Origin of the sequence: Actinoplanes sp. URMC 104 (assembly GCF_051386375.1) — a bacterium.
GTDB lineage: Bacteria > Actinomycetota > Actinomycetes > Mycobacteriales > Micromonosporaceae > Actinoplanes.
Map to the genome: position 1 here is coordinate 17054 of NZ_JBPQTO010000006.1, position 23692 is coordinate 40745.

A 23692-nucleotide genomic window follows, 5' to 3' on the forward strand; every position below is an offset into this window, starting at 1 on the left:
GTCACCGGATGGCCCGGCCGGCTCGTCTAAGGGTGCGGGAGGGTTTGCCGGTGACTGAGGATCTGCGGGCGCTGCTGCGCGCCGAGCTCGACGAGCAGCGACCGCCGCCCGTCGGCGACCTGGTGGGCGCGGCCCTGCGCGACGGCCGGCGGATCCGTCGCCGCCGGCGGCTCGGCGCTGCTGGAGCCGGCGCGGCGGGCGCGCTCGCGGTCGTGCTGTTCGGCAGCCTCGCCGCCCATTCGGAGCCGCGCCGCGCGCCGGGGCTCGAGGTCGCCGCCCCGGCACAACCGGAGTCCGCCCCGGCCGCCGGGCCGGAGTCCGCCCGGCCCGAGCCGGCCGCGCCCGGCCGGGCCGAGGCGAAGGGGGTCGCCGCGTCACCTCCCGGATCTGTGCCGTTCCGCACGACTGCCCCCACGGCGGGCGCCCCGCCGCGTACTTTGACGGTCCTCAGCGGCGATCACCGAGCCGCCGGACCGCAGAAGAAAGCGACGACGGGGGCTATGCTTCATCTTCTGACCGAACTCCTGCCGCCCGGGCGCATCAGCCACCGGGCCGTCGCCGGCACCGGCGACCTCTCCGTCCGGCTGCACCTCGACCAGGGCGACGGGCCGGGCCTGCTGCAGGTCACGCTCGGCCGGCTGCCGGTCGAGGGCGCCCGCCCGCCGCGCGGCGACACGGCGACCGTGACGTTCGCCTCGGCGCCGGGCAACTGCCGCCAGCACGCCGTGGTGATCTCGCGCTGGCCCGACGGCACCGCCGTGCAGATGGACCTCGCGTCGTGCCTGACCGACGGCACGGACGGCACGCCGCCGCTGGACCTGGACACGGCGGCGAGGATCGCGGCCGACCCGCGGTGGGGCGTGGTCATGGACGCCGGGCTGGTCGAGGCGGGCGCCCGGGAGTTCCGCGGCACGCCGGAGTTCGCGTCATGACCGACGACGAGCAGTTCGCCGAGTTCGCGGGGGCGCACGCCGAGCGGCTGCGCACGACCGCGTTCATGCTGTGCCGCGACTGGCACCTGGCGCAGGACCTGACGCAGACGGCCCTGACCAAGCTGTTCCTGAGCTGGCGCCGGGCCGTGCAGTCCGACAACCTCACGGCGTACGCGCAAAAGATCTTGTTCCGGGTGTTCCTCGACCATCGCCGGCGGCGCTCCTCGACCGAGACGACGCCCGGGGTGCTGCACGAGCCGGCGTACCGGGAGAGTCCCGAGCTGCGGCTGACGATGCTCGACGCGCTGGGCCGGCTGCCCGAGCGCGACCGGGCGATCGTGATCCTGCGCTACTTCGAGGACTACAGCGTGGAGCGGGTCGCCGACGTGCTCGAGCTGCCGGTCAGCGTCGTCAAGAGCCAGACCCGGCGGTCGCTGGCGAAGCTGCGCGAGCTGCTGGCGGAGGAGCAGCTCGCCCTGTTCGCGTGACCTCGCGACCCGGCCGCCGTAACGGGCCGATAGCCTGTCGGGCATGACAGTCCGGCCCATCAGGATCTTCGGCGACCCGGTGCTGCGCACCGAGGCCGACCCGGTCACCTCGTTCGACGCCGAGCTGCGCGCGCTGGTCGACGACCTGGAGGACACCGTGCGCGAGCCGGGCCGGGCCGGGGTGGCGGCGCCGCAGATCGGCGTCAGCCTGCGCGCGTTCTCCTACAACGTCGACGGCGTGGTCGGGCACCTGATCAACCCGGAGCTGTCGGACTTCGAGGGCGAGCAGGACGACGACGAGGGCTGCCTGTCGATCCCGGGCCTGTACTTCCCGACCCGCCGGGCGCTGTCGGTGACCGCGCGCGGCGTCGACCGCAACGGCGAGCCGCTGACCCTCCACGGCACCGGCTTCCTGGCGCGGGCGTTGCAGCACGAGACCGACCACCTGGCGGGCACGCTTTACATCGACACGCTGACCGGCGACGTACGCCGTCAGGCCCTGCGCGAGATCCGCCGCATCCCGCGCCCCTGATCGTCCGGCGCGGGCGCGCGCGGCGCCACCGGGGTGGCGACCACGAACGAGCTGTGCGTCTGGCCGTGGATCAGGAACCGGTCGAGCACCGTCTCGAGCGCCTCGATGCTCGCGACGTGCACCTTGAGCAGGAAGCAGTCCTCGCCGGAGATGCGGTGGCACTCGCTGACCTGCGGGGTCCGCTCGGCCAGCTCGGCGATCTTGGGGAGCTGGCCGGGGCCGGGCCGGATGCGCACCCAGGCGGCGACCGGCAGCCCGTACGCGGCGGGGTCGATGTCGACGTGGTAGCCGCGGATCACGCCGGAACGCTCGAGCCGGCCGAGGCGTTCGCGCACCGCGGGCGCGGACATGCCGATGCGGCGGGCCAGCGCGGCGGCGGTGGCGCGGGGGTCGCCGGCGAGGGCCGCCAGCAGCCGCCGATCGGTGGCATCCAGCGGTGACTTTCCCGCGGGAAAGCCGGACGGGGTCGCGCTTTCTCGTACGGCCATGGCAGGCCTCCGCAGTCGTCGATCGCGTATGGTCGCGGGGCGCGTCCTTTGTCGAGACTAGGGGGCGTGCCGGCGCATGTGTACTTCGTCGTCAGCGCGGTCTTCCACTATCTGGGGCCGGCGCTGGCGGTGCTGCTGTTCGCGCGGATCGGCGCGCTGGGTGTGGCGTGGCTGCGGATCGTCACGGCCGCGCTGGTGTTCCTGGCGGTGCGGCGCCCGCTGCGGCTGTGGCGCGGCCTGGACCGCCCGGCCCGGTGGCTGTTCGCGGGGTGGGCTGCCGTGCTCGCGGCCATGAACAGCGTGTTCTATCTGGCGATCGACCGGTTGCCGCTGGGCACGGTCGCGGCCATCGAGTTCCTGCCGGTGATCGTGCTGGCCGCGTACGCCGCCCGCTCGGCCCGTAACGTCGCCGCGCTGGTCGCCGCCACCGCCGGGGTGTATCTGCTGACCGACGTGCGGCTGGTCGCCGAGCCGCTCGGGTTCGTGTTCGCGGGCCTCAACGCGGTGCTGTTCGCGCTCTACATCGTGCTCGGCCACCGGGTGGCCCGCAGCGAGGCGGACGGCATCGACGGCCTGGCGCTGTCCATGGTGATCGCCGCGGTGCTGGCGCTGCCCGCCGGGATCGGGCAGGCGCTGCCCGCGTTCGGCGACCCGGTGCTGCTGGCCGCGGCGGCGGGCGTGGGCGTCTGCTCGTCGGTGATCCCGTACGTGTGCGACCAGCTCGCGATGAGCCGGCTGCCGCGGTCCACCTACGCGCTGATGGTGTCGCTGCTGCCCGCCGTCGCCACGGTCATCGGCGTCCTCGTGCTGGCCCAGGTCCCCAGCGTCCTCGAGATCGCCGGCGTGGTCCTGATCGTCGCGGCCGTCGCCGTCCACCGGCCCCGCACCCGCGAGCATTCATCCTAGGATGCTCTAGAGGCGGAGATCAACGGCACAGCGGAAGAGCGACCCTGCGGGCCGCTCACCACTTCGACAAGACCGGACGCAAGGCATCGTCGTTGTGCACGACGATGTCGGCGCGCTCGTGCGGGCGGACCGTGGCGAAGTAGAGCTGCTGCGCGGGGAGGTAACGCTCGCGCCAGCGTCGTTCGACCTCGGCCCGGGCCGACACCCGGCGCTCCCGGATCACGGCACGATCGACGGTCCTCCCGGGCGCGGCCGACACGAGGACGCGCAGGTCCCACCGGTCGACCAGTTCCGGGCGCATGAGGAAGACGCCGTCGAACAGCAGCACGGCGTCGGCGGGAGCGGTGGCGACCGGCGGCAGCACGGCGGCGTCCGTCTGGTGGTCGTAGGCGGCGTGCCGGAAGCGCCGGCTCCCGCCCGGGCCGAGCGGATCGAGCAGGACCCGCTGCAGCGCCCCGTGGTCGTGGGCGTCGAAGTAGCAGCCCTCGGCCGAGAGTTCGCCGCGCCGGTAGCGCTGCGCCCGGGGGACGAGGAAGTCGTCGATCGTCGCCCGGACGACGTGGCGGCCCCGGGCGCGCAGGACTCCGGCCAGCTCGTCGGCGAGGGTGGTCTTGCCGGCCGCGGGCGGTCCGTCGACGCCGACGCGCGTCGGGTGGGCGACGGGAACGGCCTCGACGGCGTCGGCCAGGCGGCGGAGCAGCTCGCCCCGGGTGGTCCGGTCCATGTGGTGCCCCGATCTCGTCGAGCCGGGCCCCGAGTGAATCAGATCGCCGCACCCGGCGGCCCCGGGCGGCCTGGTGGGGCGGCCGGGCCGCGGCCGAAGCGGCGGCGGTACTCGGTCGGGGTGAGGCCGGTCTCGCGGCGCAGCAGCGTGCGCAGGTTGGTCGCCGTGCCGAGGCCGCTGCGGCGGGCGACCACGTCGAGCCGGGACTCGCCGCGCTCCAGCAGGCGGCACGCGAGGGTGACGCGTTCGCCGGTCAGCCAGGCCAGCGGCGTCGTGCCCAGCTCGGCCCGGAACCGCCGGTGCACCGTCGCCGGGCTGACCGCGGCGTGCCCGGCCAGGTCGGCGACGGTCAGCGGGCGGTCGAGGTGCTGCTGCACCCAGGCCAGCAGCGGCCCGAGGGAGTCGTCCGGGACGGCGGGGATGGGGCGCTCGACGAACTGCTGCTGGCCGCCGTCGCGGTGGGCGAACACGAGCCGGCGGCTGACCGCGTTGGCGATCTCGGCGCCGTGGTCGCGGCGCACCACGTGCAGGCCCAGGTCGAGGGCGGCGGCGCTTCCGGCGGCCGGGAGGATGTCGCCGTCGTCGACGAACAGGACGTCGGTCTCGAGGCGTACGCGGGGGAAGCGGGTGCGGAACCGGTCGGTCCACTGCCAGTGGGCGGTGGCCCGTCGCCCGTCGAGCACGCCGGCCTCGGCCAGCGTGAAGGCCCCGCTGCAGAAGCCGATGAGCCGGGCGCCGCGGGCGTGGGCGCGGCGGATCGCGTCGAGGACGGCGGGTCGGCGCGGGACCTCGACGTCGGGGCGGTTCGGGACGATGACCGTGTCGGCCTCGTCGACCGCGTCGAGGGGGGCGACGCCGGTGAGCTGGAAGAAGCCGTCGCGCATGCGGGTGGTGCGGGTGGTCGCGCAGAGGCGGAAGTCGTACAGGTCGCGGCCGAGCTCGGGGCGGCGCAGCCCGAACACCTCGGTGGCGCAGCCCAGCTCGAAGGGGTTGGAGCCGGCGTCGACCAGGGCCACGACGCGGTGCAAGGATTCTTGCGTCATGTGCGATTCCTAGCACTTCCGGCGGGCTCGTGGCAGGCCCGACGATGGGGACGTGACCGAACCGATCTCCCTGACCGCCGCCCTGGCGTCCTTCGAGCAGCTGTGGAGCCCGCGCATCGTGACGCGGGTCAACGACTACGACATCCGCGTCGCCAAGGTGCGCGGCGAGCACCTCTGGCACAGCCACGAGCACACCGACGAGTTCTTCCTGGTGCTCGACGGCGAGCTGACGATCTCGCTGCGCGACCGCACCGTGGTGCTGCACCGCGGCGACGTCTTCACCGTGCCGCGCGGCACCGAGCACAAGCCGTCGTCCGAGGCGGGCGCGTCGATCCTCATGGTGGAGCCCACCGGCACCCCGACCGTGGGCGACCGGCACGAGGACGTCCCCGCCCACGTCGACGCGACGACCGGGCACGCCCTCTAGCACGACCCGCCGCGTGGTCCCGGCTCCGCCCCGGGGGAGGATCACAGGGTGACCATGCTCTGGCGCGATGTCTTCCTCCCCGACCACGTGGTGGGCAGCGACGAGTTCACCGCCGAGGTCGGCGGCCGGGTGGAGATGCCTCTGGCGTTGTACTGCCAATTCCGCACCGGGGCGAGCAGGGATGACCTACGCCGGCCGGCGGTGAGCTCGATGCCCGGTGATGCCGGGCACCCTGACCGCCGCAGCGTCCACGACCTCGTCGGCCGGGCCGTCGCCATGCAGAGCACGGTCCGGGCGGCCGGTTGGATGCTCGACGTCGACGGCCTGGGGATCTATGTCAGCGAGGCGGACGCGGGGCCGTCGCCCGGCTTCCCGAGCGCCGGGGTGTACCGGGAAGCCGGCTCGGATCCCGCCGCGCCGGTTCCGGAGCCGGGCACGTGGACGCGCGTGCGGGGCCGGCTGAGCATCGCCGAGCCGTACGAGACCGGGGCCTACCAGCCCGAGGCCGACCTGCTGCGTCACGCCGTACGGACGTGGGTCGTCCGCCGGGCCGTCCGGCTGGACGGCGGGCCCGGCAAGGGCCGGGAGGTCGCGGTCGTCCGCCCGGCGGCCCGTCGCGGCAAGGCCGCCCGGATGACCTTCGGCTACCTGCTGGATCTGGAACCGGTCGGCCGCGCCTGACGGGCGGCGGTCAGCGGCTGTCCTTGAACCCGAACCGTCGCGGATTGCAGAGAATGCGACCTCGCGACGACGGAATCATCTGCCCCCGCTGCCACCTCACCGAGAAAACGACGGCAGTCCGGGACGACGGCACCGGCCGGGTCGCGCCCGCCCTGGCCACCTTGGACGCGCATCCATCGCCGCAGACGGCGAAGCAGCTGCGCGACATGCTGATGCAGTAGCACCCTGGTCCTCGACATGCCCCCAGCCATCGCGGCACAAGCTCTCGGCTACACCCCCGAATGCGCCGAAGACCACGACGCCCCCGCCGAGCAACCTGGGCAAGCTGCGCCGCCCACCGATGACAACGCAATGGCTCTGAGGCCTGCCAGCTACAGGCAGGCGACGACGCAATTGCGGATGCTTACCGTCTGAGGCTGGTGAGATGATCACGGCATGCACGCAAGACCGCTGACCCAGCGAGAGCGAGCTGTGCTCGACGCGCTTCTGGCGGTTGACTTCCCTGACGTTGCAACTCTGGGGCGCTAGGCGATGGAAGTAGCCGTCGTCGACACGTGCGGCTGCGGGTGCCCTTCCATCGACTTCCAGCAGGGCCGCGGGCTCGGGATGACGATACGAGTCAACGCCGGCGTCCGAGGCTCCGATAACGGTCTGTTCCTCTACACGATCGAGGACTCGCAGCGCGGTGAAGTCCTCGGCGGCATCGAGTGGGTCGGCGTCGAGGAGACGGATCCGGACGAACTCCCGTCGCCGGAGCTACTCGACATCAAGGCTGCTTGATCGAAGAGCCCGCCAACCGCCCGCAGGCAGGTTCCGATGCCCTCTGGGCTGAGACCGACACGCCGCGGCCCATCTCGAACACTTCAATACGCGATGCCGTCAGTATTTCCGCGGGCCAGCTCTCGGAGGATCGCCATGTCGGCGATGTCCTTCTGCCGACATGGCTGGCCGTTGCGCAGACGGGGGAACTGCTCCTTCATGGCGAGCATGCCGGCGGCGCTCATGGCCAGGACCGCCGTGCCGTCGAGCGTCACGGGCTCCTCGTCGAATGATCCTGGTGGGAACAGCCAGTCGGAGAACCGTCCCAGGGGCTGACTGAACGATTCGTCCGGCTCCTACGAGAAGTGTCTTCGAGCGTTCGGCATGGATGCGCTCGACCCAGAACTCCACATCGCCGTGCTTGCGTGTGATCCGGCCGAGCCTCGCATCGAGGCCCCAACCGCCGAACAGCCATGCCGGGACATCACCGGCCCGCAGGACTGCGGCGACCTTGCGGATGACGCGCAGTTGCGCTTCGGTCTTCTCCTCCATGCTTGTGACCCTGCCAGGCATGAACTGTGATGTCGGCCCAGGCGATGGGGACTTCGGCGTGCTCGGGGAGGCGGGACAGGCGCTCAGAGGATGACGAACTGCGGGGGGTCGTGGCGCAGGAAGTCGTGGTGGGAGATGTCCCAGCCGTAGGCGCCGGTGCGGCCGAAGACGAGCAGGTCGCCGGCGCGGACGCGGCGGACGTGACGGCCCCGGCAGAGCACGTCGCGGGGAGTGCAGAGCTCGCCGACGGCGTCGACGGGGGTGTCGAAGGCGGCGGGGCGGGGGTAGGGGTGGGGCCAGTCGTCGACGGGGACGACGGTGAACGGGTGGTCGTAGCCCCAGGCGGCGGGCAGCCGGAAGTGGTGGGTGCCGCCGCGCAGGACGGCGAAGGTGCGGCCGTGGGTGGTCTTGACGTCCAGGACGGTGGCGGCGTACCAGCCGGCGTCGGCGGCCAGGTAGCGGCCGGGCTCGAAGATCAGGTCGATGCCGCGCGGGACGTCGATGGCGCGCAGCGGATTGAGGTCGATGGCGGCGTCGCCGAGGTAGTCGACGCCGAAGCCGCCGCCGACGTTGACCACGCGCGGGTCGATGCCGGTGGCCACCGACCAGCGCAGCGCCTCGCGGACGAAGGCGGCGTGGGCCCGCCCGTCGAGGTTGTTGGAGACGGCGTGCAGGTGGAAGCCGATGATGCGGACGCCGGGGACGGCCAGCGCCTGACCGAGCTGGGCCTCGTCGACGCCGAACGGGGTGGGGGCGCCGGTCATGCTGTGGCTGCCGGTCAGGGCGGCGCCGGCGCGGTTGACGCGCAGCACGACCTCGGCGCCGGGGCGCAGGGCGGCGATGCGGTGCAACTCGTGGATACTCTCGGCGTTGATCTGGGCGCCCGCGTCGAGGGCGGCAGCGAGCTCGGCGTCGGTCTTGGCGGGGCCGCCGAACACGATGCGCCGGGCGCCGGCGCGCAGCGCGAGGGCCAGTTCGCCGCCGGAGGCGACTTCGAGGCCGTCGCACGCGCGGGCGAGGGTGTCGAGCACCGACGGGTGGCCGTTGGCCTTCACGGCGTACAGCAGGGAGGCCGCGACCGGCAGGCTCTGCCGGACCGAGGCGGCCCGCTCCCGCAGCGCGGCGGTGTCGTAGACGTAGGCGCAGGCCGGGCCCGGCAGCGCCCGCAGCGCCCGGACGACGTGCTCAGGCGGGCGCATGCAGCGGGTTCCGGACGGGCACGTAGATGTCGCCCGCGCCGGCCAGGCGCATCCGCACGAGGGCCTTGTGCGCGGCGGTGGGGGCGGTGAACGCGGCGTGGTCGTCGCCGGTGGCGTGCTCGTCGACGACCTCGCGCACGATGCGCCAGGCGTGGTCCTCGTCGAGGTCGAGGCGCATGACCAGTTCGCCGAGGTGGGCCTGGAACAGCGTGTAGCCGAGCTTGGCGCGGAACACGTCGAGGTCGTCGGTGCCGACCACGGAGCCGGGCCACAGCTGGAGGGTGTGCCCGGCGGCGGCCAGCCGGGGCAGGTGCAGCCGCAGCCCGGCGAAGTCGCGCAGGGCGAGCCGGTGGGGGCGGCCGTCGACGAAGGTGGGCAGGCAGTTCTGCAGGTGGGCCTCGAGCGCGACGCCGCGGGCGGCGAGCCGCAGCAGCGGCGGGACGACCAGTTCGGCGTACGCGCGGAGCCAGTCGGCGGGGTCGCCGGTGACCAGCTCGTCGAGCAGCAGCGGCAGCGCGCCGCCGGGGATGGCGCGTTCGCCGGGTTGCAGGCGCCCGGCGAGGCCGTCGCGGCGGATGGCGGACAGGTCGCGTCCGGAGCCCACGGGCACGGCGGCGCCGGCGGTCTCGGCCATCAGCAGGATGCGGTCGTCGTCGACGAGGCGGTGCAGCAGCGCGGAGACGGCCGGGCCGTTGCGGGTGCTGGCCACGCTGATGCTGCGCCGGGTGGAGGTGACCTGGATGTCCAGCGACACCTTCAGGTACTGGCCGGTGCCGGGCAGCAGCAGCGTGCGCAGCGCGGCGGTGGGGATGGCCTCGCGTTCCTCGTCGAGGATGATCAGGGCGCGGGAGCGCAGCAGGTCGCCGTGGCGTTCGGGCAGGACGTTGTCGCGTTGCCAGGCGTGCACGGGCTGCACGGCGTACCCGGCCGGTTTGTCGATCTCGGGGAACACGTCGTCGCCGACCAGCAGGTCGCCGCGGACGGCGACGAACCCGATGCGGGTGCGGGGCGTCTCCAGGTCGTGGGCGAGCACGTCGCCGGTGTCCCAGCCCAGGCGGGTACGCCCGCAGGGGTGCAGGTTGTGCCCGGCGACCGCGAGCCGTTCCAGGCCGATGGCCTGCTCGTCGGGGTCGTCGCCGACCGGCGGGCGGGGCCGGGCCAGCGCGATCGCGAGGTTGAGCACGGCGTTGCGCAGCTCGGCGGCGAAGCCGGGCGCGTCGAGGTCGCCGAGCAGCTCGACCGGGTCGGCGACGCCCGCGGTGGCGTACTCGACGCGGTCGAAGCCGTGGCGCAGGCCCGGCCCCATGTCCTTGAGGCCCTCGCGGACCAGCGCGGCGCGCAGCCGCCGGCCGACGGTGTCGGCCGCCTCGGGCAGCGCGGCGAGGAAGCCGGGCACCAGCTCGGGCGCGTGCACGGCCAGGGCGGCCTCGGTGCGCGCGTCTGCCGGGCGCAGGGTCTTGTTCATGCGTGTGCCGCCATCGGGTTGGGGATCGTGGCCCAGAGGTCGTCAAGGGGGTGGGCGGCCAGCCGCATCGCGGTGGTGGCCTTGACCGGCAGGGGGTCGGTGAGCAGGTGCGGGGCGTCGGCGGTGCCGGTGGCGCGCACGGCGCGGGCGACGATGCCCCACAGCCGGTGCGGGTCGGCGCCGCGGGTGCGGGCGAACGCGGCGATCAGCTCGGCGGCGACGGTGCCGAACGCGGCGGCGGCCAGTTTGGTGCGCAGCTCGGCCGGGTCGTCGCTGGGCAGGTCGCCGTGCAGGGCGGGCGCCTCGACGCCGGCATCGCGCAGCCGTCGGGCGCTGACCCGTACGCCGCCGAGGTCGCGGTAGAGGATGCGCCGGGGCCGGCCCCCGCGCAGCACGACGAGGGTGTTCTGGCCGTGCGCCTCGAGCGCCACCCCGCGGGCGAGCACGGTGGTGACCGGGCCGAACAGCAGGCCGGACAGGTCGCTCATCCACCGGTCCGGGTCGTCGGGGGTGATCAGGGCGGGGACGGCGGCCAGCGGCACGGCGAGCTCGTCGGGGCGCAGCCGAGGGGCTTCGCGGACGACGTGCGCGAGGTGGCGCTGCGGGGCGCCGTCGACGAGCACGGCGCCGGCGGCGGTCTCGGCGAGGATGTCGACGGGCAGGTCGGCGGTGAGCCGGCGCAGCAGCCGCGACAGCAGCGGGCCGTTGTGCACGGCGGCGGGCGAGACGGTGCGCACGGCGCTGGTCATCTGCACGTCGACCGCGGTCTTGACGTGCGGGCCGCCGTCGAGCGGGGCGACGGTGCGCAGCGACATCAGCGGGCGCACGGGACCGGTCTCGCCGTCCGGGGTGAGCCAGGGGTGCGCGGCGGCGAGCCGGTCGGCCTGCCAGGGGTGGGCGTAGAGGACGGGCGCAGCGGTGCCGTACCAGCGGTCGGGGGGCACGCGCAGGCGGCGGAGCCGGAGGACGGGGGAGTGTTCGGGGGCGTACGCGAGGACGTCCGCCACGGTCATGCCGCCTCGGGTGCGGCAGCAGGGGTGCAGCGGGTGGCCGTCGGTGACCTGCTGCTCGATGCGGCCCAGCGCGTCGGGGTCGCCGGGGGCCGGCAGGGTGTGCCCGGGGCGGTTCGCGCGGGCGAGCGCCAGGTTGGCGACGCTGTTGTCGATCTCGGCGGCGATGGGGACGGCCCCCCAGAGCAGGCGTACGAGCTCCGCGGGGTCCGCGATCGCCGCCGCGTGTCCCGTCGCGGTGACCGTCAGCCCGGCCTGCGCGGTGGCGAAGGGCTGCGCCGCGTCCGGCGGATAGCGGACGGTCGTGCCGCCCGCGAAGGTGGCCTCGCCCGGGCGGCGGCCGCTCAGGCCCGGCAGCGGCTCGCGGTCGACCGCGCCGAGCAGCCGCGCCAGGACCGCCGCGCGGGCGCCGGGCAGCGCGGCGTCGTAGCGGGCGATCAGCTCCGGCCGCAGGCCCGCCAGCTCCGCCCTGGTCCGGACGGGACCGGCGGTGTGCCGGTGCGGCGGGTCGCTTCCGTGGGATCGCGGCACGGCGTCAATTCTCCGCACCGCCCCGACAAGATCCATCAGGGGTCGCCCGGCGTGAGCTACATCATCCTAGGACGGCTTACACGGTGTGCGCCCCACCATCGGCGCACCCGGAACCCAGAACCCAGAAGATCAAAGGCAAAAGGAATCAACGACATCCACCGATTGCTCCCGGCGCAGGACGGCGGCCGCCGGATACAGTGCGGGGGTGAGCGGTCACCCGATCGTCGCGCTCGTCTGCTCGGCCGGCGGTCTCGACGCGTTGAGCAGGGTACTGGCCCCGCTGCCGGCTGATCTGCCCGCCGCGGTCGTCGTCGTGCAGCACGCCGCGCCCGACGCGCCGGACGTGCTCGCCGGCATCCTGGACCGGCGCACCGCGCTGCCGGTCGGCATGGCGCAGGAGGGTGACCGGCTCACCCCCGGCCGGGTGCTGGTCGCCCCGCCCGGCCGGCACATGCTCGTGACGCCCGGCGACACGGTGGCGTTGATCCCCGCGGGTGACCGCCCGCCGTACCGGCCGTCGGCCGACCTGCTGCTGACCACCCTGGCCACGTACGCCGGCCCGCGCGTCATCGCCGTGGTGCTCTCCGGCAACGGCAACGACGCCGCCACCGGCGCCACCGCCGTGCACCACTTCGGCGGCACCGTGATCGCCGCCAGTCCGCAGACCTCCGCCGCGCCGGGCATGCCGCAGGCCACCATCGGCCGCGACAACGCCACCGACCACGTCGTCGCCCTCGACGAGGTCGGCGCGCTGCTGCTGGCCATGACGACTGTGCCCACCCTGGGGGCCGGCGATTCCGCCCCGGACGGCGCGGCCTGAGTCCGTTCAGGTGAGCGTGCGGGGGTCGTGCGGCGTAGCGGTGGGGAACCTCGACGGGCGGACTTCGCCGAACTCTCCGAGAGCGCCAGGGACGACTGCCTGCGTGCGGCGGAGCGCTGTCCGCGGTGGCGAGCGGGTCTTCACCCTTCTGCGCGACCGGATGCCGCCGGGCACGAGCCTGCATGTCGTGCTGTTCGAGGAGCAGGGCCGCGACGGACGTGGAGGTAATCCGGTTGCGTCCGGTGCGGTCGCGGGGCAGGGTGGGGCCGGATCCGATGCCTGCTGCGAGGAGTGCCTGCTTCATGTGAGAGCGACCCGGCCCTGGTGAGTGCCTCGCCGCGCGGTGTGTGCGGCTGGGAGGCGTGCCCCTGTCGGTGTCTCGTGTCGTGGAGTGTGGCTCGTGTTGAAGGCCGTCGGTCTGGGTTGTTCGTATGACGGTGAGCCGTTGTTCGCCGGGTTCGACCTGGTGGTCGGCGACGGTGACCGGATCGGTGTGGTGGGGCCCAACGGGGCGGGCAAGTCGACGTTGTTGCGGGTGCTGGCCGGTGAGCTGGCGCCGCAGTCGGGCAGCGTGGTGCGCGCGGCGGGCACGCGGGTGGCGCATGTGGCGCAGCAGATGCCGGATCCGGATGCGACGGTGGGCGCGTTCCTGACGGCGGGGCTGGGTGAGCTGGCCGAGGTGAGCGCTGCCCTGCGGGTGCTGGAGGCTCGGCTGGCCGCGGGTGAGGACGTGCTGGCCGAGTTCGGGGCGGTGCAGGAGCGGTGGACGGCGTTGCGGGGGTGGACGGCCGAGTCGAGGATCGCGGAGATCCGGCAGCGGCTGGACATCGCGGATGTGCCGGACGGGCTGGCGTTGCACGAGGTCAGCGGCGGGGAGCAGGCGCGGCTGTTGCTGGCGCGGGCGTTGCTGGACGAGCCGGACGTGTTGCTGCTGGACGAGCCGACCAATCATCTGGACGCCGAGGGGGTGGCGTGGCTGCAGCAGTGGTTGGCGGGGTATGCGGGCGGGGTGCTGACGGTCAGCCACGATCGGGCGTTCCTGGACGCGGTGGTGACGCGGGTGCTGGAGCTGGACGGCATCGACACCGAGGTGCAGGACTATCCCGGTGGCGGGTTCACGGCGTACCGGGCGGAGAAGCAGCGGCGCTGGGAGCGGTTGTTGCTGGCGTTCGAGGCGCAGGAGAAGGACCGCCGGCGGTGGGAGGCGGACATCGAGCGGACCAAGCAGCAGGCGCGCGGGGTGGAGAACTCGGTGCGCTCGGGGGCGGAGGCGCCGCATCTGCGGCGGGTGGCGCGGCTGGTGGCGCGCAAGGCGAAGGTGCGTGAGCGGCGGTTGCGGCGGCAGATGGAGTCGGTGCGGTGGATCGCGCAGCCGCGGACGCGGCCGCCGTTGACGCTGGCGTTCCCCGAGGATGCCGGCGATCCGGGTGAGGTGGTGCTCGAGGCGAAGGGGCTGCGGGTGTGCGCGGGGCCGCGGGTGCTGCTGGACGGGGTGGATCTGCAGGTGCGGCGCGGGGATCGGGTGCTGGTGACCGGCCGCAACGGGGCGGGCAAGACGTCGTTGCTGCGGGCGTTGCAGGGTGCGGACACCGCGGTGCTGCCGCAGACCACCGACGGGTTGCGCACCGGGGTGTCGGTGATGGAGTTCTTCCGGTCGCGGGTGCCGGTGTACGTCGACGACGCCGAGACGCTGTTGCGGGGGCATCAGTTCGGGCCGGATCAGTGGGGGGTGCCGGTGCGGACGCTGTCGGCCGGTGAGCTGCGGCGGCTGCTGCTGGCGACGCTGGTGAACAGCCCGGCGCGGGTGCTGCTGCTGGACGAGCCGACGAACTTTCTCGACCTGGACGCGCTGGAGGTGGTGGAGGAGGCGTTGCGCCGCTATCGGGGGACGGTGGTGGTGGTCACCCATGACCGGTATTTCGCCCGGGCTGTGGGGTTCGGGCGGCGCTGGCATGTCGCGGGCGGGGAAGTGATCGAGACCTGACACGATGGGCCCATGCAGGTGGTGCCGAGGCAGGTCGGGCAGGTGGCGGCCGGTGGGGCGGCCGAGCAGGTCACCGAGGTGTGGCTGGCGAACCGGCGGTTGTCGGAGCACACCCGGGCGGCGTACCGGCGTGACGTCAACGGGTGGCTGGCGTGGTGTGCGCAGCGCGGGGCTGATCCGTTGCGGGCGTCGTTTCTGGACGTCAACGCGTACGCCCGGGGTCTGGAGGCGCAGCAGCTGGCGCCGGCGACGGTGGCGCGCAAGCTGTCGGGCCTGTCGAGTTGGTACGACTTCCTGGTGAAGCTGCGGGCGGTGGAGGCCAACCCGGTGTCGGGGGCGGACCGCCCGTACGTGTCGCGGGATCATTCGGCGACGCTGGGGCTGACGCCGCAGGAGGTGGACGCGCTGCTGGCGGCGGCCCGCGACGCCGGGGTGCGGCACCATGCGGTGATCACGCTGCTGGCGGATCTGGGGTTGCGGGTCGGCGAGCTGGTGAGCCTGGATCTGGCGGATCTGGGCTGGGAGCGCGGGCACCGGACGGTGCGGTTCGTGGGCAAGGGCGGCAAGGCGCGGCGGCGGGCGCTGACCCCGGACGCGGCGGCGGCGCTGGACACGTATCTGCAGACGCGCGGGGAGCAGCCGGGGCCGCTGTTCGTGACGTCGTCGGGGTCGCGGCTGGACCGGCATGCGATCTTCCGGCTGATCCGGCGGCTGGCGGGGGTGGCGGGCATCGCGGAGGCGGAGCGGTTGTCGCCGCACTCGTTGCGGCACGCGTTCGCGACGGCCGCGCGGGCCGAGGGGGTGCCGCTGGAGGACGTGCAGGACGCGATGGGGCACGCCGATCCGCGCACGACGCGGCGCTACGACCGGGACCGGCACAACCTGGACCGTGATCCTGCCTACACGATCGCCGCGGCGCGTGCCCGCCGCGCCGGGGGGTGAGCGGGCCCCCTATGCTCGTCCGCGGTAAAAAGCGGATCAAAGAGGCGGTCGGGTTTGAACATCATCCAAGCGGTGCTGCTGGGCGCCGTCGAGGGCTTCACGGAGTTCCTGCCCGTGTCGAGCACCGGCCACCTGACGATTCTCGAGAAGCTGATGGGGTACCGGCTCGACGATCCGGACATCACCGCGTTCACGGTGATCATCCAGTCGGGGGCGGTGCTCGCCACGATCATCTTCTTGCGCAAGGACATCGCGCGGGTGGTTCCGGCGTTCCTGCGCGGGCTGCTCAGCAAGGATCGGCGTGACGACCCGGACTTCCGGTTCGGGTGGGCGGTGCTGCTGGGCGCGATCCCGATCGTGATCGCGGCGCTGTTGTTCAAGGACCAGGTGGAGACGACGCTGCGCAGCCTGTGGTTCGTGGCGGGCGCGCTGATCGTGTGGTCGGGGGTGATGGCGTTCGCCGATCACGCCGCCACGCAGGTGCGCCACGAGGACGACGTGACCTGGAAGGACTCGCTGATCATCGGCGTGGTGCAGTGCCTGGCGCTGATTCCGGGGGTGTCGCGGTCGGGGGCGACGATGTCGGCGGGTCTGCTGCGCGACTTCGACCGGGTGACGGTGACGAAGTTGTCGTTCTTCCTGTCGATCCCGGCGCTGCTGGGCGCGTCGGTGCTGCAGGGCGTCGAGGAGGCCGGCAACATCGCCGACGGGGTGGGCTGGGTCAACACGCTGGTGGCGACCGTGGTGAGCTTCGTGGTGGCGTACTTCTCGGTGAACTGGCTGCTGCGGTTCATCTCGCGGCACTCGTACAGCATCTTCATCTGGTACCGGGTGGCGCTGGGTGCGGTCCTCATGCTCCTGCTGATCTTCGACGTGATCGACCCGCAGTGACCTCGCCCGCCGACCGGGCGCTGGCGCACGTGCGCACGCTGTTCCCGGCGCCGGGCCCGGCGGTGCTCGACGCGCCGATCACGGTGAACTTCCATCCCGATCGGCTGCTGCCGGACGGCTCGACGGTGGCGCAGCGGCTGGCCGCCGGCGGCGTGTACCGCAGCCAGTTCGAGACCGGCATCTCCAACGGGGGGCTGACCGCGTACGCCGGGGGTGAGCGGGACCGGTGGGAGCAGCGCATGTTCGCCGGCGCCTACGCCGGGCTGGTGCGGGGCCGGCCGGTGTACGGCGCGCTGAACCTGGCCGGTCATCCGGACGGGGCGGCGCCGCGGTTCGGCAGCTGTCATCTGGTGCTGGACGTGTCGGTGTCGGCGCGGGCCACGTTCAGCCACGGCGACAGTGTCACCGAGCCGCGGGTGGTGGGCACCGCGGACACGTTCGGCGCGGTGTGGCAGGCGCTGCTCGACGAGGTGGCCGGCACCGGCCGGGCGTTGCACGTGGCTGCGGACTCGCCCAACGCGTGGGCGGCGGCCTTGCGGAAGCCGCGCACGGCGGCGGGGCGGGTGATGGACGGCTACGTCGAGGCGCAGGTGCACGGCGGGGTGACGCTGAGCGAGGACGTCACGGCCGTCGTGGCCGACCCGTCCTTCCGCGGTACGCCGACCGGGGCGCTGCTGCGCGGGCTGAGCCCGCGGCTGCTGTGGTCGCCGGGGTTCGAGCTGCCCGCGGACGCCTTTCCCGAGGACCTGCGCGGCCCCGACACCCCGCGGATCGCCGCCGCGGTGGCCGCGCACTTCGGCCGGGACGTGGTGGACGCCGAGCTGGTCGGCCGGGCCACGCACGAGCCGGGCCGGTGGGCGGCGTTCGGGTCGCCGCCGGAGGTGCTGCAGCTGCTCAAGTACGTCTGGCACGTGCTCGTGCTGCGCGGCGCGCCCGCCTGTCCGTAGCGTGGAGGCATGGCTTCTGGCCGCCGTGCTCGGCTACGCCGGGTGGATGGTGGCGGGCCGCTACCGGCCGGACCGGTAGGTTGCAGCCCATGGCGATCTCTCCCTACATCACCGGGCTGCGCGCGCACGTCGGGCACGACCTTCTGCTGCTGCCGGGCGCCAGCGGGGTGGTGCGCGACGGGCAGGGGCGCATCCTGCTGCAGCGGCGCGCCGACAACGGGCAGTGGTCGCTGCCCGCGGGCATGATCGACCCGGGGGAGCAGCCGGCCGAGGCGGCGCTGCGGGAGATCTTCGAGGAGACCGGCGTACGGGCGGAGATCGAGCGTCTCGGCGGGGTGGCGATGCACGCCGCGCAGTACCCCAACGGCGACCGGTGCGAGTACCTGGCCGTGTGGTTCCGCTGCCGGGCGGTGGGCGGCGAGGCCCGCGCCGACGGGGAGGAGTCCCTGGAGGTGGGCTGGTTCGCGCCCGACGAGCTGCCCGAGGTGGGGGAGCTGACGAAGCTGCGGATCGAGACCACCGCCGACCCGGACGGGCCGCCCTGGTTCGCCCGCCCCGGCGAGCTGCACGCCGCCCTCGGCCACCGGCACGGCCTCTGAGCAGCCCGCCCACCGGACAGGGGCCGGCCCGCGGGGAAGACCCGGTCAGAGGCCGAGAGCGGCCCGCACCAGCGCCAGGGCGGCCTCGGGTGGCACCCCCAGGGCGCGCACCTTCTCGGCGTACGCGGCCGCGGCCTTCTGCGCCTGCGCGGAGGTGCCCGCAGCGCGGGCGGTGACGACCGTCCCGGCCCGGCCGCGGGTCTCGACCAGGCCGGCCAGCTCCAGCTCCCGGTAGGCGCGGGCCACCGTGTTGGCCGCCAGCCCGAGGTCGGCGGCCAACGCCCGTACGGGAGGAAGCTTCTGCCCGGCGGCCAGGGTGCCCGCGGCGGCCAGCGCGGCGATGCGCAGCCGCACCTGCTCGTAGGGCGGGGTGGCCGAGCCGGGGTCGATGGTGATGTCCATCAGAGCAGTCTGGGGGGTGTGTTGCCCGCGGCGGTGATGGCGCGGCGCAGCGGCACGAGGGCGAGCAGGATGCCGCCGGCGACGAAGAAGACGACCAGGCTCACGATGCCGATGCGGTAGCTGTCGGTGAGCTGGAAGATCAGCCCGAACAGCAGCGGGCCGAGCCAGCTGGTGCCGCGGTCGCTGATCTCGTAGAAGCCGTAGTACTCGCCCTCCTTGCCGGCCGGGATGAGCTGGGAGAACATGCTACGGCTCAGTGCCTGGCTGCCGCCGAGCACGACGCCGATGAGCGCGCCGAGCAGCATGAACGGCACGGGCTGCCCGGCCGGCAGCCAGAACGCGGCGACGACCACGACCAGCCACAGCACCAGGCTGAGCAGCACGGTCCTGCGGGCGCCGATGCGGGTGGCGAGCGCGCCGAGCAGCAGCGCGCCGCCGAACGCGAGGAACTGCACGATGAGGATCGTGATGATCAGCGTGGACTGGCCGAGGTCGAGCTCCTCGGTGCCGTACTGGCTGGCCAGCGTGATGACGGTCTGGATGCCGTCGTTGTAGACCAGGTAGGCCAGCAGGAAGAACAGGGTGAGCGGGTAGGCGCGGATGCCGCGGATGGTGTGGCCGAGCTGGGTGAACCCGTCGGTGAGCACGTTGCCGCGCTCGGTGGTGGCGGCGGCGCTGGGGTGCTCGCGCAGCCGGCGCAGCGGGACGAGGGTGAACACGGCCCACCAGACGCCGGCGCTGACGATGCAGAACCGGGCGAGGTCCAGGGTGCGCTGGTCGTCGCCGTCGACCGACAGCAGCATGACGGCGACCAGGTTGGCCGCCAGCAGCAGCCCGCCGCCGAGGTAGCCGATGGCCCAGCCGCGGCTGGACACCTTGTCGCGGTCGTCGGGGGCGGCCAGCAGCGGCAGGAACGAGTTGTAGACGACGATGGCCGCGCCGAAGGAGATGTTGGCGATCAGGAACAGCAGCCCGCCGAGCCAGTACCGGTCGCCGGTGACGAACGCCATGCCGATGGTGGCGGCGGCGCCGGTGAACGCGGCCGCCGCGAGCAGCGGCTTCTTGCGGGGGGCGCGGTCCGCGACGGCACCCATGATCGGCAGGACGAACACGGTGAGCAGGACCGACAGCGAGACCACGTACGGGTAGAAGGAGCCCGCGGCGACGGTGATGCCCAGCGGGTGGACCCGGCCGGTGCAGTCGTCGGTGCCCAGCGGGCAGCCCGCGGCGATCTCGGTGACCGTGGTCAGGAACGGGCCGAGGAACACGGTGATGACGGTGGTCTGGAAGGCCGAGTTGGCCCAGTCGTAGAAGTACCAGCCGGTGCGTTCCCGGCGCCCGGAGGCGGGAAGGCTGGTGGCGGTGCCGGGTGCGGCCATGTGTGTCGGCTCCCAGGTGTGGTGGTGGCGGGCGAAACTATGCCATCCACAGCGGCGCCGCGGGGAGAGGGCGCGTACTCAGTTCTGCTGCCACCACCGGGCCAGGGTGCTGGTGGCCGGGTCCTCGTCGGCGGCGAGCGCGGCCCACGGGTCCTGGGCGTCGGTGAGGTCGGCGCCGGCGTAGGCGGCGAGCTCCTCCGGCCGTACGGGGTCGGGGGTGTCCGCCAGTGCTTCGGCCGGCACGACGCCGAGGCTGCCGGTGTCGATCCACGGCCACCCGTCGACCGGTTCGGGGAGTTCGCCGACGTCGACGGACGGCGGGAACACGTCGGGCGCGCCGTCGGTCAGGTCGTCGTCGCCGGCGTCGACGGCCGGCGTGTGCGGGTCGTCGGGGGTGGTGTCGTCGACGGTGTACGGGTCGTGGTGGTCCTCGGCGTAGCCGGGCTGCTCGAGCCAGTCGTGCTCGTCGGCGTCGTCGAGGTGGTGGTCCTCGTACGCGGAGGTGCCGTAGTCGTCGGCGTGCTCGGGCGACTCGTACAGCGGCAGGTCGTCCGGGGTGTGCTCGTCGCCGAAGTCGTGGTGGTGGTCGCTCACGAGTCCTCCTCGTCGTGCGGCACGGGCGTGAGAGCCCGCGCCCGGGTCAGGGCCGCGTCGAGGGCGCGCAGCCGGGCGCGGACCCCGTCGAGTTGCTGCTGGGCGGCGGCGCGCCGTTTCGCCCGGCCGGCCGCGTCCTCGGCGGCGGCCGCGTCGATCTCGGCGATGTGCGCGTCGAGGTCCTTGAGCCGTTTCTCCACGGCGTCGTCGACGGCCACGCTCAGCGCGTACTGCAGGTCGGTGAACCGGTTGGCGATCTCGTCGGCGAGCGCGGCGCGGGCCTCGCCGAGCACGTCGCGCAGCCAGATGCGGGCCTGCTGCCGGTCGGTCTGCACCCGCCGCCGGTACAGCACGTAGCCGCCGGCGGCCAGGCCCAGCCCGATCCCGGCGACCGGCACGAGCAGGCCGCCGCCGACGGCGAGCACGGACGCGCCGAGGATGGCGCCGCGGCCGGCCATGAACGCGATGCCGCCGGCGGACAGCGCGATGAGCAGGTTGTCGGCGGAGCCGTCGCGGGGCGGGGCGGCGTCCATGGCGTGGCGCAGGGTGGCGTTGAGCCGGCCCAGCATGGCGGCTCGTTCGGCCGGGTCGAACACCGACGCCAGCACCTTCTCGCCGACCTGCGCGAAGGTTTCCTCCAGGCGCTGCGACAGCTGCACGGCCACGGCCTGCAGCTCGGCGTCCAGGCGTTCGGGCAGCTGGGCCAGGGCTTCGCCGCGGCCGGTGTCGATGCGCTGCGAGAACTCCTGCTGGACGGCGGCGATGCGGGTGCGCAGCTGCCCGACGGTCTCGACGCGGGCGCGCTGGGTCTCGGTGGACAGCAGCAGCGTCCACTGGCGGCTCTCGGTGCGTTTGCGGGCTGCCAGCGCGGCGCGTTCGGCGCGCAGCTGCGCGGTGCGGGCCGGGTCGGCGTCGGCCGCGCGGACCCGCTCGGCGGCGGCGGCCTCCAGCCGGACCAGCTCGCCGCGGGCGACGCGCAGCAGGTTGGCCTGTTGCAGCTGGTAGCCGCGGCCGGCCAGCTCGACCAGGGCGTGCTGCAGTCCGGCGATCCGGGACGCCTCGACCAGCGCCGCCTGTTCGCCGGGGCCGGCGGTGACGGCCAGCTCGGCCAGGGTGGACGACACCGCGTACCAGGCGGCGTCGGCGAAGCGGGGGGCGTGGGCGTGCAGCAGCGCCTGGTTGTCGTCGAGAATGCGCCGCCACCCCGGATAGGCGTCGATCTTGGTGAGGGCGAAGATGACGGCGTCGACCCGTTCGCTCGCCGCGACCAGGAAGTCCAGCTCGGGCCGGGACAGCGGGGCGGAGGCGTCGGCCACGAACAGCAGGGCGGTGGCCCGGTCGACGGCGGCCAGCGCGACGGTGGTGTGCGCCGGGTCGAGGCCGCCGACGCCGGGGGCGTCGAGCAGGCTGACGTAGCGCAGCAGCGGCGCCCGGTGACTGACCTCGATGCGGCGGGCGCGCTGGGCGCCGGTGGCCCACTCGGTGAGCCCGTCGACCTCGACCGGGTCGGCCGCGCCGGGCAGCCACGCCCGCGCTCCGGGCGGGCCGGGCACGAACTGCAGGTAGGTGTTGGTGGCGACGGCGGCGTCGACCGGGGACAGGCCGGGCACGCCCAGCAGCGCGTTGACCAGCGAACTCTTGCCGCGTTTGGTCTCGCCGACCACGACGATCTCGGGGCGGGTGAGCCGGCGGTGGCGCAGCTCGGCCAGTTCGGCGCCGGCGTCGGGGTCGGCGGTGCGCACATAGGCCACGGCTTCCTTGACGGCGATGCTGAGCACCGAGGCGAGGTCGGCGGTGCTCATCGGCGCACCTGCTGGGCGAGCAGGTGGAAGCCGCGGTGGGCGACCTGCGCGATCCGCGACTGGGCGGGCCCGGCGCCGGCGACCGCGTACACCCGCCACCGGTTGGCCGCGGCCATCGCGGCGCGGGTCAGCTCGTCGGCGCCCGCGTCGGGCAGCCGCAGGATCCAGCGCGGGTCCTCCGAGGTGGCCAGCCGGGTCAGCTCCTGCTCCCACTCGACCGGCAGCGGCACCACGCCGGTGGCGACACGCTGGGCGGCGTCGAGCAGCCGCAGCCGGTGGTAGGCGGGGTCGCGCAGCAGCCGTTCCACCGCGTCGCGCAGCCGCTCGCGGTCGGTCTCGTCGCGGGTGTGCCCGGCGAGGCGTTCCAGGCGGGCCAGCGCCCACCCGGCCTTGATCGCGTCGGCGCGCCAGCGGAACGTCTCCTGCAGCGTGTTCTGCAGCCGGGGGAACCCGGACGCGGCGACCAGCCGGCGCACCAGCTCGCCGGTGGACAGGCCGGGCTCGGCGCTCAGGTGGGCCAGGGCGAAACCGATGCCGTACAGGTCGAGCAGCTGCAGCAGCCGTTCGCGCTGCTCGGCGCCGACCGGGGCGGGCCGGGAGCGGAACAGGTCGACCGAGGCCAGCAGCAGCTTGAGCTCGGCGGCGCCGAGGCCGGCCAGCCGCTGCATCGCGTCGCGATCGGCGCCGGTGAGCCGGCCCGCCTCGCCGGTCTCGGCGAGCAGCCCCACCACCGGCACCACGTCGGAGACCGTACGGGCCAACAGCTCGGCCTGCTGCCCGGCCAGCGGCGCGGCCACCGGCCACGGATCGCCCGCGCCGCCGACCAGCGTGTCGATCTTGCCGAGGACGCCGAGCGCGTTGATCGGGCTGGTGGCCAGCCGGGCGGAGGCGTCCCGGAAGGCCTCCAGGGCGTGCAGGTCGTCGGCGCGCACGGCCTGGGTGAACACGTAGACGACGGCCTCGGCCGCGGCGACCTCCCCGGCGGAGTCGGCGTCGATGTCGGCGTCGAACGGGGCCGCGGACACCCCGACGGCCTGCTCGGCGCGGGCGCTGACCACCGTGTCGGTGGAGGCCAGCCCGGGGGTGTCCACGACGGTCAGGTCGCGCAGCTTCTCGCTGGTGAGGGTCACCTGCACGTACGCGATGCGGTTCGCGGGCACACCGAGCCGCTGCGGGATCATGCCGTCGTCGTCCAGCGGCAGGCTGCGCCGCTCGCCGTCGCGGCACACCACGTCGACGCGGTCGGCCGGCCCGTACCGGAACCGGGTGACCACCCGGGTGCACTCGCCGACCGCGGTGGGCGCCACCCGGCGCCCGATCAACGCGTTGACGAGTGTCGACTTTCCGGCTTTCAGACGCCCCGCGATCGCTACCCGTAACGGCTCACCGAGACGGTCGTGGATCTGTCTGACCTGGCCAGCGGCCTCCGGCCCCAGCCGCACGGCCAGGTCGTCACAGAGCGTCGCCACCCCGGTGCTGAGCGGGCCACCCATCACGGCTCGTCAGCCGGGCACACTGTCGGGGAGAATGTGCTGACCACGGCCGGTGTCACTGCGGTCCTCCCCATCATCGTCGGGGCGGGCCGAGGTTCGCCG

27 protein-coding genes are annotated in these 23692 nt (G+C 74.0%); 15 read left to right on the forward strand and 12 right to left on the reverse strand.

Translation table 11 applies throughout. The annotated features are described in order from the left end of the window. Positions 1–50 precede the first annotated feature (50 nt). The 3 genes from ACSNN8_RS20560 to def are packed head-to-tail and all read left to right on the forward strand — an operon-like array spanning position 51 to position 1952. Positions 51–932 carry a hypothetical protein gene (locus ACSNN8_RS20560; protein ID WP_436650897.1) on the forward strand — a complete coding sequence of 294 codons (882 nt, stop codon included), beginning with the start codon at positions 51–53 and terminating at the stop codon, positions 930–932. Next, a complete protein-coding gene (locus ACSNN8_RS20565; protein ID WP_436650898.1) occupies positions 929–1420 on the forward strand; it encodes a SigE family RNA polymerase sigma factor in 492 nt (163 codons plus the stop codon). The genes ACSNN8_RS20560 and ACSNN8_RS20565 overlap by 4 nt, the downstream gene beginning before the upstream one ends. 43 nt (positions 1421–1463) lie before the next feature. Then, positions 1464–1952: a peptide deformylase gene (def, locus tag ACSNN8_RS20570; protein ID WP_436650900.1), complete on the forward strand. Its 489-nt coding sequence runs from the start codon at positions 1464–1466 to the stop codon at positions 1950–1952. Here def and ACSNN8_RS20575 read toward each other — a convergent pair. Beyond that, positions 1913–2440: an Lrp/AsnC family transcriptional regulator gene (locus ACSNN8_RS20575; protein WP_436650901.1), complete on the reverse strand. Its 528-nt coding sequence runs from the start codon at positions 2438–2440 to the stop codon at positions 1913–1915. The two genes, def and ACSNN8_RS20575, sit on opposite strands and share 40 nt — an antisense overlap. A gap of 66 nt (positions 2441–2506) precedes the next feature. On the opposite strand from ACSNN8_RS20575, the gene ACSNN8_RS20580 reads away from it, so the two are divergent. Beyond that, entirely contained in the window at positions 2507–3346 is an 840-nt protein-coding gene (locus ACSNN8_RS20580; RefSeq protein WP_436650902.1) for an EamA family transporter, read from the forward strand. Positions 3347–3401: 55 nt separating this feature from the next. Here ACSNN8_RS20580 and ACSNN8_RS20585 read toward each other — a convergent pair whose 3' ends face one another. Together ACSNN8_RS20585 and ACSNN8_RS20590 are read right to left on the reverse strand one after the other, a co-directional pair. Further along, positions 3402–4070 (reverse strand): uridylate kinase, encoded by a 669-nt coding sequence (locus ACSNN8_RS20585; RefSeq protein ID WP_436650903.1) that lies wholly within the window; start codon positions 4068–4070, stop codon positions 3402–3404. 38 nt (positions 4071–4108) lie between these two features. Continuing rightward, a complete protein-coding gene (locus tag ACSNN8_RS20590) occupies positions 4109–5113 on the reverse strand; it encodes a GlxA family transcriptional regulator (RefSeq protein ID WP_436650904.1) in 1005 nt (334 codons plus the stop codon). Positions 5114–5165: 52 nt separating this feature from the next. On the opposite strand from ACSNN8_RS20590, the gene ACSNN8_RS20595 reads away from it, so the two are divergent. The 4 genes from ACSNN8_RS20595 (at position 5166) to ACSNN8_RS20610 (ending at position 7001) form a co-directional block, all read left to right on the forward strand. Further along, the gene (locus tag ACSNN8_RS20595; protein WP_436650905.1) at positions 5166–5540 is read left to right on the forward strand and encodes a cupin domain-containing protein; all 375 of its coding nucleotides are present in this window, start codon (positions 5166–5168) and stop codon (positions 5538–5540) included. A 48-nt stretch (positions 5541–5588) separates the two neighbouring features. Then, entirely contained in the window at positions 5589–6221 is a 633-nt protein-coding gene (locus tag ACSNN8_RS20600; protein WP_436650906.1) for a hypothetical protein, read from the forward strand. Positions 6222–6274: 53 nt separating this feature from the next. After that, positions 6275–6442 (forward strand): hypothetical protein, encoded by a 168-nt coding sequence (locus ACSNN8_RS20605; RefSeq protein ID WP_436650907.1) that lies wholly within the window; start codon positions 6275–6277, stop codon positions 6440–6442. A 310-nt stretch (positions 6443–6752) separates the two neighbouring features. Beyond that, positions 6753–7001 (forward strand): hypothetical protein, encoded by a 249-nt coding sequence (locus tag ACSNN8_RS20610; RefSeq protein WP_436650908.1) that lies wholly within the window; start codon positions 6753–6755, stop codon positions 6999–7001. 99 nt (positions 7002–7100) lie between these two features. Here ACSNN8_RS20610 and ACSNN8_RS20615 read toward each other — a convergent pair whose 3' ends face one another. Then, the gene (locus ACSNN8_RS20615; RefSeq protein ID WP_436651088.1) at positions 7101–7451 is read right to left on the reverse strand and encodes a hypothetical protein; all 351 of its coding nucleotides are present in this window, start codon (positions 7449–7451) and stop codon (positions 7101–7103) included. Here ACSNN8_RS20615 and ACSNN8_RS20620 point away from each other — a divergent pair. Then, positions 7365–7562, forward strand: a complete 198-nt coding sequence (locus ACSNN8_RS20620) for a hypothetical protein (protein WP_436651098.1) — start codon at positions 7365–7367, stop codon at positions 7560–7562. The two genes, ACSNN8_RS20615 and ACSNN8_RS20620, sit on opposite strands and share 87 nt — an antisense overlap. 53 nt (positions 7563–7615) lie before the next feature. On the opposite strand, the gene ACSNN8_RS20625 is transcribed toward ACSNN8_RS20620, so the two are convergent. Genes ACSNN8_RS20625 through ACSNN8_RS20635 form a run of 3 tightly spaced genes read right to left on the reverse strand, consistent with a single transcriptional unit; the run spans position 7616 to position 11737 of the window. After that, complete coding sequence (locus ACSNN8_RS20625; RefSeq protein ID WP_436650909.1) at positions 7616–8731, reverse strand: alanine racemase; 1116 nt, start codon at positions 8729–8731, stop codon at positions 7616–7618. Continuing rightward, positions 8718–10196 (reverse strand): IucA/IucC family protein, encoded by a 1479-nt coding sequence (locus ACSNN8_RS20630; RefSeq protein ID WP_436650910.1) that lies wholly within the window; start codon positions 10194–10196, stop codon positions 8718–8720. Before ACSNN8_RS20630 ends, ACSNN8_RS20625 begins: the two co-directional genes overlap by 14 nt. Beyond that, the gene (locus ACSNN8_RS20635) at positions 10193–11737 is read right to left on the reverse strand and encodes an IucA/IucC family protein (protein ID WP_436650911.1); all 1545 of its coding nucleotides are present in this window, start codon (positions 11735–11737) and stop codon (positions 10193–10195) included. The genes ACSNN8_RS20630 and ACSNN8_RS20635 overlap by 4 nt, the downstream gene beginning before the upstream one ends. Before the next feature lie 205 nt (positions 11738–11942). Between ACSNN8_RS20635 and ACSNN8_RS20640 the strand changes: the two genes are divergently transcribed. The 6 genes from ACSNN8_RS20640 (at position 11943) to ACSNN8_RS20665 (ending at position 17920) form a co-directional block, all read left to right on the forward strand. Continuing rightward, entirely contained in the window at positions 11943–12557 is a 615-nt protein-coding gene (locus ACSNN8_RS20640; RefSeq protein ID WP_436650912.1) for a chemotaxis protein CheB, read from the forward strand. A 445-nt stretch (positions 12558–13002) separates the two neighbouring features. Next, positions 13003–14541: an ABC-F family ATP-binding cassette domain-containing protein gene (locus tag ACSNN8_RS20645; protein WP_436650913.1), complete on the forward strand. Its 1539-nt coding sequence runs from the start codon at positions 13003–13005 to the stop codon at positions 14539–14541. Positions 14542–14553: 12 nt separating this feature from the next. Continuing rightward, positions 14554–15483, forward strand: coding sequence for a tyrosine-type recombinase/integrase (locus ACSNN8_RS20650; protein ID WP_436650914.1), 930 nt, complete (start codon positions 14554–14556; stop codon positions 15481–15483). Positions 15484–15537: 54 nt separating this feature from the next. Beyond that, positions 15538–16374: an undecaprenyl-diphosphate phosphatase gene (locus tag ACSNN8_RS20655; RefSeq protein ID WP_436650915.1), complete on the forward strand. Its 837-nt coding sequence runs from the start codon at positions 15538–15540 to the stop codon at positions 16372–16374. Then, entirely contained in the window at positions 16371–17321 is a 951-nt protein-coding gene (locus tag ACSNN8_RS20660) for a DUF3626 domain-containing protein (RefSeq protein WP_436650916.1), read from the forward strand. The genes ACSNN8_RS20655 and ACSNN8_RS20660 overlap by 4 nt, the downstream gene beginning before the upstream one ends. Before the next feature lie 89 nt (positions 17322–17410). Further along, positions 17411–17920, forward strand: coding sequence for an NUDIX hydrolase (locus ACSNN8_RS20665; RefSeq protein ID WP_436650917.1), 510 nt, complete (start codon positions 17411–17413; stop codon positions 17918–17920). Between the two features lie 45 nt (positions 17921–17965). On the opposite strand, the gene ACSNN8_RS20670 is transcribed toward ACSNN8_RS20665, so the two are convergent. The 5 genes from ACSNN8_RS20670 to ACSNN8_RS20690 all read right to left on the reverse strand — a co-directional run bounded on the left by ACSNN8_RS20670 (position 17966) and on the right by ACSNN8_RS20690 (position 23590). Next, positions 17966–18322, reverse strand: coding sequence for a GntR family transcriptional regulator (locus ACSNN8_RS20670; RefSeq protein ID WP_436650918.1), 357 nt, complete (start codon positions 18320–18322; stop codon positions 17966–17968). Further along, positions 18322–19701, reverse strand: a complete 1380-nt coding sequence (locus ACSNN8_RS20675; protein WP_436650920.1) for an MFS transporter — start codon at positions 19699–19701, stop codon at positions 18322–18324. Before ACSNN8_RS20675 ends, ACSNN8_RS20670 begins: the two co-directional genes overlap by 1 nt. Before the next feature lie 78 nt (positions 19702–19779). Beyond that, positions 19780–20295: a hypothetical protein gene (locus ACSNN8_RS20680; RefSeq protein ID WP_436650921.1), complete on the reverse strand. Its 516-nt coding sequence runs from the start codon at positions 20293–20295 to the stop codon at positions 19780–19782. Then, a complete protein-coding gene (locus ACSNN8_RS20685) occupies positions 20292–22097 on the reverse strand; it encodes a dynamin family protein (RefSeq protein ID WP_436650922.1) in 1806 nt (601 codons plus the stop codon). The genes ACSNN8_RS20680 and ACSNN8_RS20685 overlap by 4 nt, the downstream gene beginning before the upstream one ends. After that, a complete protein-coding gene (locus ACSNN8_RS20690) occupies positions 22094–23590 on the reverse strand; it encodes a dynamin family protein (RefSeq protein ID WP_436650923.1) in 1497 nt (498 codons plus the stop codon). Before ACSNN8_RS20690 ends, ACSNN8_RS20685 begins: the two co-directional genes overlap by 4 nt. Between the last annotated feature and the right edge of the window lie 102 nt (positions 23591–23692).

Bases quoted from the DNA above. Each gene is read 5' to 3' on its own strand.
- ACSNN8_RS20610 (WP_436650908.1), top strand. From the start codon at position 6,753: ATGGAAGTAGCCGTCGTCGACACGTGCGGCTGCGGGTGCCCTTCCATC.
- ACSNN8_RS20565 (WP_436650898.1), top strand. From the start codon at position 929: ATGACCGACGACGAGCAGTTCGCCGAGTTCGCGGGGGCGCACGCCGAG.
- ACSNN8_RS20665 (WP_436650917.1), top strand. From the start codon at position 17,411: ATGGCGATCTCTCCCTACATCACCGGGCTGCGCGCGCACGTCGGGCAC.
- ACSNN8_RS20590 (WP_436650904.1), bottom strand. From the start codon at position 5,113: ATGACGCAAGAATCCTTGCACCGCGTCGTGGCCCTGGTCGACGCCGGC.
- ACSNN8_RS20585 (WP_436650903.1), bottom strand. From the start codon at position 4,070: ATGGACCGGACCACCCGGGGCGAGCTGCTCCGCCGCCTGGCCGACGCC.
- ACSNN8_RS20690 (WP_436650923.1), bottom strand. From the start codon at position 23,590: ATGGGTGGCCCGCTCAGCACCGGGGTGGCGACGCTCTGTGACGACCTG.
- ACSNN8_RS20575 (WP_436650901.1), bottom strand. From the start codon at position 2,440: ATGGCCGTACGAGAAAGCGCGACCCCGTCCGGCTTTCCCGCGGGAAAG.
- ACSNN8_RS20625 (WP_436650909.1), bottom strand. From the start codon at position 8,731: ATGCGCCCGCCTGAGCACGTCGTCCGGGCGCTGCGGGCGCTGCCGGGC.
- ACSNN8_RS20630 (WP_436650910.1), bottom strand. From the start codon at position 10,196: ATGAACAAGACCCTGCGCCCGGCAGACGCGCGCACCGAGGCCGCCCTG.
- ACSNN8_RS20675 (WP_436650920.1), bottom strand. From the start codon at position 19,701: ATGGCCGCACCCGGCACCGCCACCAGCCTTCCCGCCTCCGGGCGCCGG.
- ACSNN8_RS20605 (WP_436650907.1), top strand. From the start codon at position 6,275: ATGCGACCTCGCGACGACGGAATCATCTGCCCCCGCTGCCACCTCACC.
- def (WP_436650900.1), top strand. From the start codon at position 1,464: ATGACAGTCCGGCCCATCAGGATCTTCGGCGACCCGGTGCTGCGCACC.
- ACSNN8_RS20670 (WP_436650918.1), bottom strand. From the start codon at position 18,322: ATGGACATCACCATCGACCCCGGCTCGGCCACCCCGCCCTACGAGCAG.
- ACSNN8_RS20685 (WP_436650922.1), bottom strand. From the start codon at position 22,097: ATGAGCACCGCCGACCTCGCCTCGGTGCTCAGCATCGCCGTCAAGGAA.
- ACSNN8_RS20650 (WP_436650914.1), top strand. From the start codon at position 14,554: ATGCAGGTGGTGCCGAGGCAGGTCGGGCAGGTGGCGGCCGGTGGGGCG.
- ACSNN8_RS20620 (WP_436651098.1), top strand. From the start codon at position 7,365: ATGGATGCGCTCGACCCAGAACTCCACATCGCCGTGCTTGCGTGTGAT.